Annotated in this window: 16 protein-coding genes and 2 tRNA genes; 12 read left to right on the top strand and 6 right to left on the bottom strand. The window is 43.6% G+C overall.

What is annotated here, in order from left to right:
• The first annotated feature begins 130 nt into the window (after window positions 1-130).
• From pdhA to EHO59_RS15820, 5 genes are all read left to right on the top strand, one after another.
• On the top strand, window positions 131-1,111 hold the full coding sequence (gene pdhA, locus EHO59_RS15800; RefSeq protein ID WP_135589420.1) for a pyruvate dehydrogenase (acetyl-transferring) E1 component subunit alpha: 981 nt from the start codon (window positions 131-133) through the stop codon (window positions 1,109-1,111).
• The gene (locus tag EHO59_RS15805) at window positions 1,111-2,085 is read left to right on the top strand and encodes a pyruvate dehydrogenase complex E1 component subunit beta (RefSeq protein WP_135589421.1); all 975 of its coding nucleotides are present in this window, start codon (window positions 1,111-1,113) and stop codon (window positions 2,083-2,085) included. Before pdhA ends, EHO59_RS15805 begins: the two co-directional genes overlap by 1 nt.
• Before the next feature lie 84 nt (window positions 2,086-2,169).
• Window positions 2,170-3,453 (top strand): pyruvate dehydrogenase complex dihydrolipoamide acetyltransferase, encoded by a 1,284-nt coding sequence (locus tag EHO59_RS15810; protein WP_425460248.1) that lies wholly within the window; start codon window positions 2,170-2,172, stop codon window positions 3,451-3,453.
• Between the two features lie 26 nt (window positions 3,454-3,479).
• Window positions 3,480-4,499, top strand: coding sequence for a flagellar motor switch protein FliG (fliG, locus tag EHO59_RS15815; protein ID WP_135589423.1), 1,020 nt, complete (start codon window positions 3,480-3,482; stop codon window positions 4,497-4,499).
• A gap of 19 nt (window positions 4,500-4,518) precedes the next feature.
• Entirely contained in the window at window positions 4,519-5,472 is a 954-nt protein-coding gene (locus EHO59_RS15820; protein ID WP_246052974.1) for an alpha/beta fold hydrolase, read from the top strand.
• A gap of 14 nt (window positions 5,473-5,486) precedes the next feature.
• Here the strand turns inward: EHO59_RS15820 and EHO59_RS15825 are convergent.
• Window positions 5,487-5,560, bottom strand: a tRNA-Asp gene (locus EHO59_RS15825).
• A 132-nt stretch (window positions 5,561-5,692) separates the two neighbouring features.
• On the opposite strand from EHO59_RS15825, the gene EHO59_RS15830 reads away from it, so the two are divergent.
• From EHO59_RS15830 to lysS, 4 genes are all read left to right on the top strand, one after another.
• On the top strand, window positions 5,693-6,364 hold the full coding sequence (locus EHO59_RS15830; RefSeq protein ID WP_135589424.1) for a CDP-alcohol phosphatidyltransferase family protein: 672 nt from the start codon (window positions 5,693-5,695) through the stop codon (window positions 6,362-6,364).
• Between the two features lie 65 nt (window positions 6,365-6,429).
• Window positions 6,430-6,512 (top strand) — tRNA-Leu (locus EHO59_RS15835).
• Between the two features lie 62 nt (window positions 6,513-6,574).
• Window positions 6,575-7,210: a hypothetical protein gene (locus tag EHO59_RS15840; RefSeq protein WP_135589425.1), complete on the top strand. Its 636-nt coding sequence runs from the start codon at window positions 6,575-6,577 to the stop codon at window positions 7,208-7,210.
• 2 nt (window positions 7,211-7,212) lie between these two features.
• Window positions 7,213-8,712: a lysine--tRNA ligase gene (gene lysS, locus EHO59_RS15845; protein ID WP_135589426.1), complete on the top strand. Its 1,500-nt coding sequence runs from the start codon at window positions 7,213-7,215 to the stop codon at window positions 8,710-8,712.
• Window positions 8,713-8,724: 12 nt separating this feature from the next.
• On the opposite strand, the gene EHO59_RS15850 is transcribed toward lysS, so the two are convergent.
• Window positions 8,725-9,270 (bottom strand): hypothetical protein, encoded by a 546-nt coding sequence (locus EHO59_RS15850; protein WP_135589427.1) that lies wholly within the window; start codon window positions 9,268-9,270, stop codon window positions 8,725-8,727.
• A gap of 119 nt (window positions 9,271-9,389) precedes the next feature.
• Here EHO59_RS15850 and serA point away from each other — a divergent pair, with 119 nt between their 5' ends.
• Window positions 9,390-10,613: a phosphoglycerate dehydrogenase gene (gene serA, locus EHO59_RS15855; RefSeq protein ID WP_135589428.1), complete on the top strand. Its 1,224-nt coding sequence runs from the start codon at window positions 9,390-9,392 to the stop codon at window positions 10,611-10,613.
• A gap of 495 nt (window positions 10,614-11,108) precedes the next feature.
• Entirely contained in the window at window positions 11,109-11,414 is a 306-nt protein-coding gene (locus tag EHO59_RS15860) for a PilZ domain-containing protein (RefSeq protein ID WP_135589429.1), read from the top strand.
• Window positions 11,415-11,511: 97 nt separating this feature from the next.
• On the opposite strand, the gene EHO59_RS15865 is transcribed toward EHO59_RS15860, so the two are convergent.
• The 4 genes from EHO59_RS15865 to EHO59_RS15880 form a co-directional block, all read right to left on the bottom strand.
• Entirely contained in the window at window positions 11,512-11,721 is a 210-nt protein-coding gene (locus EHO59_RS15865; protein ID WP_135589430.1) for a hypothetical protein, read from the bottom strand.
• A gap of 170 nt (window positions 11,722-11,891) precedes the next feature.
• The gene (locus EHO59_RS15870; RefSeq protein ID WP_135589431.1) at window positions 11,892-12,782 is read right to left on the bottom strand and encodes an alpha/beta fold hydrolase; all 891 of its coding nucleotides are present in this window, start codon (window positions 12,780-12,782) and stop codon (window positions 11,892-11,894) included.
• Between the two features lie 9 nt (window positions 12,783-12,791).
• On the bottom strand, window positions 12,792-13,277 hold the full coding sequence (locus EHO59_RS15875; RefSeq protein ID WP_135589432.1) for a DUF309 domain-containing protein: 486 nt from the start codon (window positions 13,275-13,277) through the stop codon (window positions 12,792-12,794).
• Complete coding sequence (locus tag EHO59_RS15880) at window positions 13,267-14,631, bottom strand: aldo/keto reductase (RefSeq protein ID WP_246052977.1); 1,365 nt, start codon at window positions 14,629-14,631, stop codon at window positions 13,267-13,269. The genes EHO59_RS15875 and EHO59_RS15880 overlap by 11 nt, the downstream gene beginning before the upstream one ends.
• Window positions 14,632-14,963: 332 nt before the next feature.
• On the opposite strand from EHO59_RS15880, the gene EHO59_RS15885 reads away from it, so the two are divergent.
• Window positions 14,964-15,665: a succinate dehydrogenase cytochrome b subunit gene (locus tag EHO59_RS15885; RefSeq protein ID WP_135589433.1), complete on the top strand. Its 702-nt coding sequence runs from the start codon at window positions 14,964-14,966 to the stop codon at window positions 15,663-15,665.

Raw genomic sequence — 15,665 nt, forward strand, 5'->3', positions numbered from 1 at the left:
CTTCTCCTAAGGAAAGGAAAATTTTTTCCTGCAGAAGCTTTTCCTTTTTTTCGAGAATTTTCGAAATCGGTTTGCATATCCCAGTTCCACAACGATAGTTTGTGATTGTTTTAAAATTCCCCTACCCACTATGAGCCAACCTAAAACAAAAAAAGAAACCCAAGATCTTTTCGAACTCTACAGACAAATGCTCCTGATCCGTCGCTTTGAAGAAGCTTCCGCCAAAGCATACAGCATGGGAAAGATAGGAGGCTTCTGCCATTTATACATCGGTCAAGAAGCAGTCGGCGTAGGAGCAATCTCCGCTCTAGAAGAAAAAGATTATATAGTTTCCACATATAGAGATCACGGGCACGCACTCGCAAGAGGCTTAGAGCCAAAGTCTCTCATGGCGGAATTATTCGGAAAGAAGACCGGGATCGTATCCGGAAACGGCGGCTCCATGCACTTTTTCGATAAAAAGAAAAACTTCATGGGTGGCCACGGCATTGTAGGAGGCCATATCTCTCTCGCAGCTGGGATCGCGTACGCCTCTAAGTATAGAGAAGACCAAGCAGTCACTCTCTGCTTCTTTGGAGAAGGTGCTGCCAATATCGGCTCCTTTCATGAAGGAATGAATTTAGCAGCCATCTGGAAACTTCCACTCGTAATGATCTGCGAAAACAATCATTATGCGATGGGAACTCCTGAATATAGAGCCTTATCCGTAAAAGATGTATCTGTAAGAGCCGCAGCCTATGATATTGCTAGAGATCATATTGAAGGGGACGAGGTCCGCAAGGTAAGAGACCACGTCAAGGTCGCAGTCGAAAGAGCTAGAAGAGGAGAAGGTCCTACTCTGATGGAAATTTCCACATATCGATTCAGAGGACATTCTATGTCCGACCCTGCAAAATATCGAACAAAAGAAGAATTAGAAAAATATAAACAAGGTGACCCACTTATTAAGGCCGAAAAAGACCTGATCGGTTCCGGCTGGGCTACAGAAGATCTTTCTAAATTGGATGAGACCATCGCAAAGCAAATAGAAGAGGCAGTGGACTTCGCGGAGAAAAGTGAAGAACCTCCTTTAGGCTGGCTCTATAAACATGTTTATGCGGAGAACGTATAATGGCAGTCCTAACATATAGAGAAGCTCTCAATAGAGCAATGACTGAAGAAATGGAGAAGGATCCGAATATCTTTCTCATGGGAGAAGAAGTAGGACACTATGAAGGAGCCTACAAGGTTTCCCAAGGAATGCTCGCAAAATTCGGAGAGAAACGAGTGATAGACACTCCTATCTCGGAGAATGGATTTGCAGGAGTCGGAATTGGCGCCGCCATGGTAGGCCTAAGACCGATCATCGAATTCATGACTTGGAACTTCTCACTTGTTGCGATAGATCAAATCATCAACTCAGCCGCAAAAATGAATTATATGAGTGCGGGACAATTTCCGATTCCGATCGTATTTAGAGGTGCAGGAGGCGCCGGGGGAAGATTGGCAGCTCAGCACTCCCAGTCCTTCGAGAGTTGGTATGCTCATATTCCTGGGTTAAAGGTGCTCGCTCCTTATACTCCAGCAGATGCATACGGGCTCCTAAAAACTTCCATTCGAGATAATAATCCTACCATCTTTATAGAAAGCGAAGTATTATACGGAAGCAAAGGAGAAGTTCCCGAAGGAGAATTCTCCATCCCTATGGGAAAGGCTGATATTAAAAGAGAAGGAACCCAACTTACCATTGTTAGTTGGTCTCGCGCGCTCATGTATGTGCTTCCCGCTGCTGAAAAATTAGCAAAAGAAGGCATTTCCGTCGAAGTACTGGATCTACGAAGCATCCGTCCTTTAGATGAGGAAGCAATTCTTGCCTCTGTTCGAAAAACGAACAGAGCTCTCATCGTAGAAGAAGGTTGGAATGTGGCAGGATTCGGAGCACAGGTTGCGTATCTCATTCAAAAGGACGCATTCGATTATCTGGATTGCCCGGTTGAAAGGATAACTCAAGAAGATGTGCCGATGCCTTACGCGGCCAACCTGGAGAGGTCTTCCCTTCCGAGCGAAGAAAAGATAATTAATAAAGTCAGAAGCATGATTAAGTAATTCAGAATATTCTAATATTAATATATTATAATTAGGCAAAATTATATGGCAAAAATATCCGAGATGACCCAACTTTCTCCGACGATGTCCGAAGGAGTTCTGGTCAAATGGCTCAAGAAGAAGGGAGACTCTGTTGCCCCGGGAGAGATCCTCGCCGAGGTCGAAACGGATAAGGCTGTCATGGAAATGGAAGCCTTCGACGCAGGGGTAATATTGGAGATTTTGGCTCAAGAAGGAGCAAAATTACCAGTAGGTGCTCCTGTTGCAGTCATCGGAAAAGAAGGAGAAGATATTTCAGCAATTCTCGCCGAGGCAAAATCCAGAGCGATCGCCTCCCCTTCTTCGGAAGCGAGTGCTCCTGCAGCCCCTTCTCCGGAGAAAAAGGCCGAGACACAAAAACCAGTACCAGCAGTAAGCTCTTCCCCTTCTCCTGTAGTCGCAACAGAAGAACCTGAGCCTGTAAAAGAATCCAGCGTCACTCGAGGTCTTTCTAACTCTGCCTTGGAAGGAAGGATCAAAGCTTCCCCTCTTGCCAAAAAGCTCGCCCAAGAATCAGGAATTGATCTCTCTCGAGTTAGAGGCACAGGCCCCGATGGAAGGATCATTAAACGTGATATTGAAAATGGGATTTCTTCCACCTTCGAATCAGCTTCTCCTTTTGCAGGACAAGCATTCCAAGAGGAAAAACTTCCTATTTCAGGAATGAGAAGGACAATCGCTTCCCGCCTAGTTCACTCCAAGACTCACCAGCCTCATTTCTATCTGGATATGGAAATCGATGCGGAACCTTTGGCCCTTCTTCGCGAAAACCTCAACGCTGACTTAAAAGCGTCGGGAGAAGAGATCAAACTCAGCTTGAACGATTTTATTATCCGCGCCTCGGCACTCGCACTTCGCAAAGTTCCGGAAGTAAATTCGTCCTGGAGAGAGGATCATATTCTCAAGCATGGAAGAGTAGATATTGGGGTCGCAGTTTCCATCGAAGGCGGGCTTATCACTCCTTATGTAAGGAATGCAGACAGGCGTTCCGTTCTCGAGATCGGTAAAACGGTAAAAGAGCTTGCTTCCCGCGCAAGGGAGAGGAAACTCAAACCGGAAGAGTTTTCGGACGGAACATTTACCGTTTCCAATTTGGGAATGTTCGGTGTGGATCGTTTCGCTGCAGTTATCAATGAACCCGAGGCGGCGATCTTAGCCGTAGGGAATGTGGTGGCAAAACCGGTGATCAAGAACGGAGCCATCGTTGCAGGCAAGACTCTTTCAGTCTGCCTCTCTTGCGATCATAGAGTGGTAGATGGCGCGGTCGGTGCCGGCTGGTTGGAAGTATTCCGAAATTTTCTAGAGCATCCGCTTCGACTACTCGCTTAATAGTTTCCAATTTGGCGGAAGGGAAAGTGGACAAGGACTCCAATCTAATTGCTCGAGACCAAAAAGTAAAAAAAGCAGCATTATTGCTTCTTTCCTTAGAAAAGGAAGCGGCAGCCAAGGCCTTGGCCCAATTGGATGAAAAGCTGATCGAAGAGATCGTCCAAGAAATGGCCAAGATCAAATCCGTCTCCAAGGCGGATAAAGAAGCCGCCCTACTCGATTTTCAGGATTCACTCAAAGATCTTACCGGAGAATCAAGAGGAGGGATAGATACCGCAAGAGAATTGCTCTATCATTCCCTCGGAAAGGAAAAGTCCGAAAGTATATTAGGAAAACTAGATAGAAGAGATACGGAAGAGGATTTTTCCTTTTTGAACGATGCAGAGCCGCAGACATTGGCCCATCTTCTCGCTCCGGAACATACGCAAACAATTGCAGTTACCCTTGCCTTCTTGCAGCCTAAAAAAGCCGCTGAGACTTTGAAATTCCTCCCGAAAGAATTGCAGAGCAAAGTGGCAGTTCGTCTCGCAAATACAACCAAGACTCATCCGGATGCAATCCGACAAATTGCAAAAGTCTTAAAGAAGAAGTACGAGCAAAGGGACAAATCCGAGTTCAGCGAAGCAGGAGGAGCGGAAGCTCTCGCAAGCATCCTGAACCACATGGACAAATCCATGGAAGAAACGATCTTGAAAGAGTTAGAAGAGCATTCTCCGGAACTTGCTTCTCAAGTGAGAGAAAAACTCTATACCTTCGAAGATGTGTTGCTACTCAATTCTAAGGAAATGCGAATCCTAATCAATCGATTGGGAGGAGATGATATCATCGCAGTTGCACTTAGAGGCGCTGCAGAAGGGATCAAGTCTCATTTCTTTGAGGCAATGTCAAAGAACCGAGCAAATGATATCCTGGAAGGTATGGAAATCCGAGGCAAGGTAACTCTCAAAGAAATTACTGACGCGAGAAATAGTATTCTAACGCTTTTAAGAGATTTGGAAGAGACCGGCGAGATTATCCTGAAAAAAGATTCGGAAGAATTTATTTAATCCGGAGTAATTTAATTTTATGAACAATATTTGGAAACGATTGGCAAAGCTTACAGTAGGTTTCCTGCTATTCCTTCTCATTGTAGTAGCAATCTATATCGGAGCAACCTGGGCTTCTGACAAACCCGTAAGTGAACTGCAACGATGGGCTGCACCTCCTTCTACATTTATCGATGTGCTCGGTATGAAAGTGCATTTGCGCGATGAAGGCCCTAAGACAGATCCTCATCCTCTTGTACTGATCCACGGAACAGCATCGTCCCTGCATACTTGGGATGGTTGGACAGAAAATTTAAGATCTTCCCGCAGAGTAATTCGATTCGATATGCCTGCTTTCGGTTTAACAGGACCTTCTCCGGATCATAATTATTCCATGGATCGATATGCAGAATTTGTAATGGCTGTTTTAGATCATCTAGAAATAAAACGTTCTATCATTGCTGGGAATTCTCTCGGCGGGAACATCGCTTGGTACACCGCTCTCAAGCATCCGGATCGCTTTGAAAAATTGATCTTAGTGGATTCCGGCGGATACAAAGCTGTATCACTTTCCGTCCCGATAGCATTTCGGATCGCGAGGATCCCGATACTTCGCAATATCGCAAACAGCATTTTACCCAGAAATATTATTGCTTCCAGTCTCAAAAATACCTACGGAGATCCTTCTAAAGTAACTGAAGAACAGATCGATCGATATTATGATCTCGCTTTAAGAGAAGGAAATCGAAAAGCATTGGGAGAGCGTTTCCAACAGATGAAACCCGGAGAGATGGAAGATCGCATCCGCGAACTCCGTATCCCTACTCTGATCCTATGGGGAAAATTGGACCGCTTAGTTCCTCCGGAAAATGCGGAACGTTTTCATAAAGACATTCCAGGAAGCAAACTTGTCTTCTTTGATACTCTGGGTCATATTCCGGAAGAAGAAGATCCGGTTCACACAGTGGAAGTTGTGAAAGATTTTATTAAGTAAGACGAGAGGAATTTCGGAGCTGACGGGACTCGAACCCGCGACATCCTGCGTGACAGGCAGGCACTCTAACCAGCTGAGCTACAGCTCCTTTTATGAAGAACATAATTTCCAAGCGATCTCGTGGGTCAATTCGTTTCTCTGAAAAAGGGATGAATTTTTAAGTCCCTTCCATAGCCTTTCCCAAAGATCGGTTTTTCCGATAGAAATCGGCCCAAGATAGATGCTCCACGAAAAAAAGCCAAAGGATTTATTGGAAGATAGGATCTTCACTCTTTCTAATTTCCTATCCGTATCCAGAGTCCTACTTCTTCCTTTTTTCATTCAATTCACTCGAAAACATATAGAGTCCCCTCGTAGTGGTGAATATTTACTCCTTGCGATCGGTACCTGCGTTCTCGCAGTTCTCACTGATTTTCTGGATGGATTCTTGGCTCGTTTGCTCAGCCAAGAATCGGTATTAGGGAAATATTTAGATCCGATTTGCGATAAGATCGTAACCATAGGCGGTCTTTCCGTGATCGTTCATTACTATCAATTTCCACTTTGGATCCTTCTCATTTATATCCTAAGAGAGCTCTTGGGAGTTTGGTTAGGTGGATTTCTCTACTTAAAGAGAGGAATCCAAGGAAAACCGAACTGGTGGGGAAAATTCGGAGTCGGGCTCGTTGCAGTAAGCGTGCTCTGGTATATGACCCTTCCTCTGGTCGGTCCCCTTTTGGAAGAAACTCACTTCTTTCAGCATCCTGAATATTCGGGCTATGTCCTTGTTCTCATCCTGATCCTTGGCGTCGTTGCTTATGCTCGCAGATACTGGGATATAGTTTTCCATCCGGAAAGATTCAAGTTGGATCCGGAAGACAAAAAGCAGAAGAAGAAATACCAACTGGTCTAAGTCGGAATACTTGATCGAATTTCCTTGACAGGTCCAAGCCCTCACCCATGCTGTCAATCGCGACCGCTCGGGTGGTGGAATTGGTAGACACGCAAGCTTGAGGTGCTTGTGCCGGTTCGGTGTAGGGGTTCGAGTCCCCTCTCGAGCAAATGCTTCTACCTAAAAGACCTCTCCTCACTTCGAAAAAATCGAATCCTCAGTAGAACTTTTATGGCATCCGGTCCTCTCTCCGTTAAAGAATTCTTAGATAAAGCCAAACTTGTTTCTTATGGTTTTTTCGGATTACTTCTTCTTTTCCTCATTCTGTTCTTCTCCGCTCCCTTTCTCTTGGTATCGAAAGCGGATCCAAAAAAATCGGACGCACTCATCGTAGAAGCGATCGAAACTGGAAAAAAAGATAAGTTCAAACAAGCAGCTGCCCTCTGGAAAAAAGGCTTAGCCCCAGTTATCGTAGTATTATATTCTCCCGTTACTCCAGAATCCGATATAGGTATCTCCTCGGATGTAACGAACTCACTCCAAGCATACCTAACGTCTCTTGGAGTGGATGAAAATAAGGTCCTCGTGTACACAATCCAGGCTGGACCTCAGGAATTTCCCAAAACACTTCTGAAGATCGCCTTGGATCGTCAGTGGAAGACTTTTCTTCTCATAGGAAAGGAATTCGATTCGGCCACTCTTCTTCGTTTATATAGAAGCGTTTTGGAACCTGCTGAGATCTATATCGCAGTCTCCAAAGTGCCGGAAGGAATCGGCTCAAGCGACTGGTTTTTGAAACCTAAAAGCTTGGAGTCTATCTTAGGAAGACTCGCAAAGCATTTATATTTGATCATATTAGGAAATTAGAAATGTCTCAAGAACTCAAAGAAACGAACGAACTCATACAACAAAGGATCCAAAAAATCGAAGGCTTAAAGGAGAAGGGAATCGATCCCTACCCGATTCGGTTCTTTCCGGATTCAGACTCAGCTTCCTTGATCGAAGGCTATGCTAAGAATCCAAGCGGCCCGGACAAAAAGTTTCTCTTAGGCGGAAGACTTCATTCCAAGAGAGTCATGGGAAAGGCAAGCTTTGCCCATCTGAAAGACAAGAGTGGTGTCATCCAGCTCTATGCAACTAGAGATGATCTTGGAGAAGAGAATTATTCCTTATTCAAAAGTTTCGATTTGGGAGACCTGATCGGGATTGAAGGATATCTTTTCCAAACCCAAAAGGGAGAGACGACTCTTCATTTAACCTCTGTCACTCTACTTGCAAAATGCATTCGCCCTCTTCCAGTTGTGAAAGAGAAAGACGGCGTTGTATATGATGCGTTCGCAGACGTGGAGCAAAGATATAGAATGCGCTACGTGGATCTAGTAGTCAACGATCAAGTACGAGATACATTCATTACAAGAAGTAAGATCGTTTCTGAGATCCGCAATTTTCTCACTTCTGAAGGATTCTTAGAAGTAGAAACCCCAATGATGCAACCGATCGCAGGGGGAGCCGCAGCTAGACCTTTCGTCACTCATCATAATACTTTGGATATGCAGCTATTCCTAAGAATCGCGCCTGAGCTTTACTTAAAAAGGCTGATCGTAGGCGGACTCGACCGCGTCTTCGAATTAAATCGCAACTTCAGGAACGAAGGAACTTCTACCAAGCATAATCCAGAGTTCACCATGATGGAAGCTTATATGGCTTACGGCGATATGGGCAAGATGTTAGAACTTACAGAGAAACTAATCACTCAGGTTGCCCAAAAGATCTGTGGTACTCTTAAGATTAAATACGGGAATGATCTCATCGATCTCAGCCCTCCTTGGAGAAGAGTGAAATACGTGGATATTATCAAAGAATATTCCGGAATAGACTTCTCCCAAGTAAAAACCTTAGAGGAAGCAAAAGAGAAAGCTTCTTCTGTCAAGGTAGATGCAAGCAAATGCACTTCTATATGGAAAGTTGCGGACGAAGTATTCTCGGAGAAAGCGGAGCCGAATCTTCTTCAACCAGTATTCGTTACGGATTATCCGAAAGAGCTTTCTCCTCTAGCAAAATCAAATCCGAATAATCCAGGTTATGTGGAAAGATTCGAGCCTTATATCGTAGGCAGAGAGATCGGAAATGCTTTCTCAGAGCTAAACGATCCTTTCGATCAGAAAGAAAGATTCGAAGAGCAAGTAAAGCAGAGAGAAGCAGGAGACGACGAAGCGTTCATGATGGACGAAGATTATATCCGAGCCCTCGAATACGGAATGCCACCTACGGGAGGACTTGGGATCGGAATAGACAGATTAGTAATGCTTCTTACCGATTCTCATTCGATTCGCGACACCATTCTCTTCCCGCTCATGAGACCGGAATAAGAAAAAACTAAATTAGTGATTCGTAATCATTAATTTAGACTGGGCATCCAGTTTTTCTTTCAGATCCTTTAGAAGGGATTTCAGACCATCCGCATTCGAAGCAGAAAGCGCGAAAGTGGTCGTATTATCTCTGGAAGAAAAACTCAATTGGATCTCTTTCGCGTTTAATACCTTATCCGTTAAATCCGCAGGAAGAATGGAAACGACTCGAACTGTATCTCCGAAGTCGGTAGAAGTCTTTCTGAGATTATGCCAGGTTTGATCCAACTTGATCGAGATCCCGATCGGAAAGCTTTCCTCGAAGGAACTCATATAGTATTCGATAAAGAGAGGCTTATCTCCCGTCTTATTATTTAAGATTCCCTTAAAATTCAAAGATCCGGGTTTACCCTGACTGCAAAACCAAGACGTAGGACAAAGCGGCCCGGAACGTAAAACTGTCTGCTCCACTACCGGCTCCGGCAAAACCTGGATTCTTGCAGAACAACCCGGAAGAGCGATAACTAGGAAGGAAAGAAAAAGGGACGCGATAGAAGGAAGAGAAATTCGGGCAAACATGAGTCGGATATAAATCTCCCAGGTAGATTTTCAGCTCCATTCTTCCCCACTTGCCTGAAAGGTGAAGTAAAAAATCCGTTTTCAGAGAAGCAGTGGAAAAGTTCCATGGCAATAGAACTATGATTTCCTATCCAAAAGAAAAGATCAATGTCCTCCTGCTGGAAAACGTGCACCAAGATGCATTCAACCTCTTCCAAAAAGACGGTTTCAATGTTCGCCTTCTTCCCCAAGCGCTGAGCGAGGAAGAGCTTTTGAAAGAGATCGAAAATGTTCATGTTCTCGGTATCAGAAGTAAGACCAATGTTACCGCTCCGGTTTTGAATAAGGCGAAACGACTGATGACCGTAGGCTGCTTTTGCATAGGCACAAACCAAGTGAATCTGGCAGAAGCGGAGAAGAAGGGAATTCCCGTTTTCAATGCTCCCTACTCTAATACTCGTTCCGTAGCTGAATTAGTAATCGCAGAAGTCGTAATGTTAGCCAGAAGAGTTCCGGATCATATTCGAAACACCCACGGCGGGGTCTGGAATAAGATCTCTAAAAATTGCTTCGAAGTCCGAGGAAAGACCTTAGGAATCGTAGGATACGGACATATAGGAAGCCAAGTTTCCGTCCTCGCGGAAGCGATGGGCCTGAAAGTGGTTTATTATGATGTGCAGACTGTACTTCCTTTAGGAAATGCAACTCCGATCGACTCTTACCAAGAGTTACTTTCTGTTTCTGATTTCGTTACCTTCCATGTTCCTGAAACTCCGGAAACGATGAATCTTTACGGAGCAAAAGAGATCAAAGCCACCAAGAAAGGCGCTTATATCATAAATTTATCCCGAGGAAAGGTAGTAGATCTGGAGGCATTGGCCGACTCGATCAAGGCGGGCCATATTGCAGGAGCAGGAGTAGATGTTTTTCCGGAAGAACCGGAATCCAATAACGATCCGTTTATCACTCCTATGCAGAATCTACAAAACGTGATCTTGACCCCTCATATCGGAGGCTCTACAGAAGAGGCTCAGAAGAATATAGGTTCAGAGGTTGCGAGTAAACTTTTGAAATTTGTAAACAATGGTTCTACTACGTTTGCGGTGAATTTTCCGAATCTGGAATTGAACCCGATCCCGCAGGGAATGTACAGGATCCTAAACGTTCACAAGAACCAACCTGGATTCTTGAAAGATATCAACAGCATGGTTTCGGAAATTGGGGCCAATATCAGTTCTCAACATCTGGGAACTAGCGCAGAAATCGGATATCTTTCTATGGTCATCAATATGAACGTAGGCGACGAGCTGAAGGAAAGAATAGAGAAACATCCCGGTTCCATCAAAACCAGAATTCTCTACTGAAACCTTCCTGCATTTTGTTTGGTTTGGTCTAAGATCGCTTAGGCCAAACACTTACGTTTGTATTCTCTCAGGGAAACGATCCCGCTCTTTTAGAAAAGCGATTTCGGAATAAAATATTTCCAAACTAAGAACTAAATGGAACCATTTCGCTTAATAAATTAGCATTTGAACCTTTGCATATTGGAAGAAGTTTCCTAAATGCAAGATCTCATTTCTCCTACAAAGCTCTGTTTACACTTTCAAAAACCTAGAAATCCATTCAATCTCCTGCTACATTTCCGAATTCGTTCGTTATATTAGAGAAAGACATAATATTTTAGTGCATTGCACGAATTTCTTCCGATCCCCAGCCAAATAAGGAATTACTGGTATAGAACTTGCTTCTTAAGTAAGGAGCGCTGGTCCGATGGATTTTCTCGATATCGTAAGGGGATCTTAATCGGAACGTAAGCGATCTAAATTAACCTTCAAAGGAATGATCGGGAGGACGCCGCCATGAAATACAATAGAATCCCTTCTACCCTTAATGTAGGCTTTCAGGTGCTGGACAATTCCAAGCTCAGGATTGCGGAAAATGTTCTGGTGGGAATCGTTCATAGAACGGACATCCCAATGGAACCAGGAACCAACCTATTCGTAAAAGTAGGAATGATCAGCCTATCAGGGTCCATTGATATCCCTATGAAAGTCATCAAGTGTGACCGAGTTTCCGATTCGGAATATGATGTTTTTCTGAATTATACGGAAAAGGATTTTGCTAAGATCCGAGAAATAGAAGTCCTGATCCAAGACCTGGCTTAAGCCGCTATCTTTTTCTCATCGGATACAAAAACACCGGGGACATCCCCGGTGGTGATCTTTTAGACTCTTTGAGAATTCTCTCTCAGAGACAGATTGTTTAGGCTACGAATAGATCCGCTTTCTGGATCATTGTTAAGGAAATTTTACTTGGGCTGGATTTTTCTGGGAAGTAAACGATTTCTTCTCCGATGAGTCTGCGATTTTTATCCAATTCGACTACGGAACCGTCTTTTAGATGTAAGATGATATCGATTCCACGATAGTTCACGTATCTTTCTAATTGCTCTTTAAATTTGCTGCTCACCATGTGCGCTCCCTACTACCAAACGTTGGGAGGAAGCGTATTTGAGTACGGTAAAAGTACAAGTTTTTTTTATTTAATTCCTCATAAATTCTTTATGTCTCAAGAATTTTTAGTACTTAACATCCGTGAATAAATTTTACGTTAGACGACACCCAGTAGTACGTTAAACTTATTTACTTCAAATTTGTTTGGTAGAATTCACGAAGAAGGCCAACCACCGCTTCCGGACGATCGTGATGCATATTATGGCCAGCATCTTCAATCTCAGTATATGTTAAATCTTTAATATGAGAAAAGACTTCTTTCGAATCATCCAAGGCCAAGTGGGTTTTCTTTCCATAGATTACCAGAACCGGGCAGGAAATGCTTTCCCAAAGATGTCTAGTAAATTGAGGACTAATAAAAACAGGAGGACCATTTTTATAAGAAGGATCGCTCTTCCACATAAACCCATCCTCGCTGGGTTTAGTTAAGGTTTCCGTAATCTTTAAAAGTCTATCTTCAGGAAGTCTAGGATACATTGGAGCAAGCCTTGCTGCAGCCTCCGCGACAGACCGAAAACTTTTTTGGCGCTTTCTATCCTTCCCTGCAAGACTGATCTCCCAGGAATCCAGCCAAGATCGGAACCTTCTCCTTTCTTTTTCAGGATCCGGAATCGAACTGAATCCTTCCAAGGCGACTAAACTTTCCACTCTGTCGGGATAAAGGCCGGCAATCCGAGAACCCAAACCTCCTCCCATGGAATGACCTAAGATATGGAATTTTTCAGGTAAGAATTGAGTGATGAAGCTTCTAGTATCCACAAGAGGAAGCATGAAATGATAGAAACCTTCTCTCAGCCATTCAGAGTCGCCATGTCCTCGATAATCGAAGCGATAGAGATCGAAATATTCGGAGAGAAATTCTTCTTGGAACAGGAATGTTTGAGAGGAATCCATGAAGCCGTGAAGCATGAGCAACGCTCTGCCTTTTCCGTTATCTCTCTTTGCATAAGCGAGTTTATATCCGCCGGATTCGAAAAAGCCGGTTTCCTGCTTCGTGTTTTTAGGGTCAGTCAATTCCATAATCCGGATTCATTGTATATTAAAAACGAAAGGTGCAAACCATTCCTTTCCGTCAGTCTGGAATTTTGGAAGAGAAAGTCTTCTAATTTGTTCGATATCCCAACTTTCTTCTCCCGAAAATAAGGACAAGAGTCCATTTAGAAATTCGATGATGTCTCTGTTCCATTCTTCTCCAATGGAAGACAGTTCTCCTGTAGAAGCAAGGCTCTCGAATTTTTGCTTCGCCTTCTCCGCTTGCATTTTAGCGCCTCGAATATTAGGCTTAACGAAAATCTTATTTAAGGAAATCGCAAGTTGGATCCATCCATGCAGCAGAAAGCGTCTGCCTCCAGTCTCCTTCTTCCATTGAAATTCAAATACTTCATGGAGCTCGAAATATCTTCCGTCCAAGTAAAGTTTTCTTCCTTGTGACCAAGCAAAATCGAAAGTAGAGTTTGCCTCTTTTTCCGTTTTGATCTTTTCTAGAATAGAGAGTATTTCCGGATCAAATTCCATGTTCTCCCCAATGTGCGGGATCGATCTTAGGAAGCGGATTCTGAAAAATGGGAAGAATGTCCCTTACATACTTTCTTCTTCTCATGCCTAACAATACTGTCCCATTTTTTAATATAGATGCAAGATCGATCACCATCAAAGAAGAGAGACTTATAGGTTTGTATCCTTCTGAATGAAATTTTGCAATTAGGTCCGTATAAAGATTTGCGAGTTTTTCGGAAGAACGGATCCGGATCTGTTCCTCCAAATAAGGCAATACGGTATTCAATACTCGGATATATTCCTCGGCGGTCTCTTTTCCGTGTTCGGTGGAAAGTTCGTCCACTGTCTGCCTCAAAAGAGGGATCCATGATTTTTCAAGTAAGATCTGGAACTGCTCTTCCGTTTTGATCCGATCGCCGTATTCATTCCACAATGTGGAAAGTGTGTTCTTCTGAGAATTTGCCCCTAGTCTCTCAGTGAGAGAAGATTCGAGTTCGAGGATTTGTAGTAACTTCGACGGATTTTCCCCTTCTTCTCCGCTTGTACTGGAATAAGAGAGGCGAATCATTCCCTGTCCTGCCCGAAAAGAATTCAAAGGTCGGTTGATCAGTGGAAGAAGATCAAACTTTTCGCATAGATCTAGAAGAGTTTTTCCGTTTGAGTTCCGGTTTTTAATGAATCCATCCTCATACCAATTGCCGGGGAATTGGACCACGGCAAATCCATGCTCTTTGCCGCCGACTTCTTCTGCGATTTGTAGTATCTTCGACAAAGAACTATGAGAATACTCCTCTTCTGGGACTGGAAAGGTATTACTTGAGATCCCATAATACTGGATCTTCCCTTCCTTTTTACTCTTCTCCAGAAAAAGAAAAGCCTCTCGTATCCTTCGATAATATTCCACTCTAGCCTCGGCCCGCGGAACTCCCTTCTTCTCGGAGTGCATTAGAAAATATTCAGGATTGTGAAGTAAGAAGGCGTCAATGACGGAGAGTCCGAGCCTTTTGCGAGACCTCTCTAATTGGTCCTCTAAAAATTCAGGAGAAATGCAATGGTAGCATCCTGGCTGGTAATAGGTGATTTCCGGGAAAGGAACCTTCTCCTTGTTCCTGGATTCGACTAATTCCATATTCTTTCCCTGGATATAGCCTACTTTCGTGACTAAGAAGATTTCCTTTCTGGAACTCTTCTTTTTTGCAAAACTCTTGCGGAGCACTTGCCCAACCAAGTTCTCTGCTTCTCCGTCTCCGTAATTGGAGGAAACATCGATAAGATTCACTCCTGACTGAAGGGAAAATTCCAAAGCCTCTCTATGTTCGGGATCTCTCAAGGATACGCGATATCCTCCAAAGCCGACTCTGGATAATTTCATTCCTCTAAAATAAAAATAACCGGTCTTTTCCTCGAAGCGAGTAGACTTTTCCTTTTTTCCCTCTAGGAGATCTTCGAGATATAAAGTCCGAAATGGATCTAATCCAAGCATATTATAATGTTCCAAATTTCCGGATCGTGCTAAATGAGACCAAGTCTAAACTTTCTCCATAGAATGTCCATTTTTTGTCTTTTCGTTTAAAAGTGCTTTTCGTCTGAACCTGTTTTTTTATCCTACTTTGTAGGGGCATCGGGCCGAACGTTCGGTATGTTTCCCGATCCTTTTTCACACAAATCGATGACTTCTTCCTATATCCTCACAGGAGATTTTGAATGGATTTTCAAGCTGGATATCTAAGGTCTTCCATCGGTAGAAAAACTATCGTTGCGATTACCGGTATCATTTTCTTCGGCTTTGTATTCGTACACATGCTGGGGAACCTCCAGATCTTCCAAGAACCGGACAAGATTAATTCTTATGCCGAGTTCCTACAAAGCTTGGGCGGACTTTTATGGTTAGCTCGAGGAATTCTTTTGGTCGCTTTCGTTTTACACGTTTACTACGCGATCCAATTGTCCTTGGAAAACAAGGCCGCGAGACCGGTTGGCTACGTAAAAAATAGCACGATCCAAGCGACTCTTTCTTCCCGTTACATGGCATTGACAGGTTCCGTAATCCTCGCCTTCGTAATCTATCATTTGCTTCACTTCACGTTCGGAAAGATCCAACCTGAAAACTTCGCTCTTCATGAAACGATCGGCGATAAGCAAAGACACGACGTGTATTCCATGGTTGTTTTAGGATTTAAGAACATTTACGTTTCCATTTCCTATATAGTAGCAATGCTTCTTCTCGCATTCCACCTTAGACATGGAGTTACGAGCGTTTTCCAGACTCTGGGATTCAATACTCCTTTCTGGGCTCCGAAAACGAACGCATTCGCGATCCTTTATGCACTGACTATCTTCGTAGGTAACTGCTCTATGCCGGTTGCCGTACTTCTTAACTTTGTGAAAGTTTCAGGAGCGCAATAA

Origin of the sequence: Leptospira semungkisensis (genome assembly GCF_004770055.1) — a bacterium.
GTDB lineage: Bacteria > Spirochaetota > Leptospiria > Leptospirales > Leptospiraceae > Leptospira_B > Leptospira_B semungkisensis.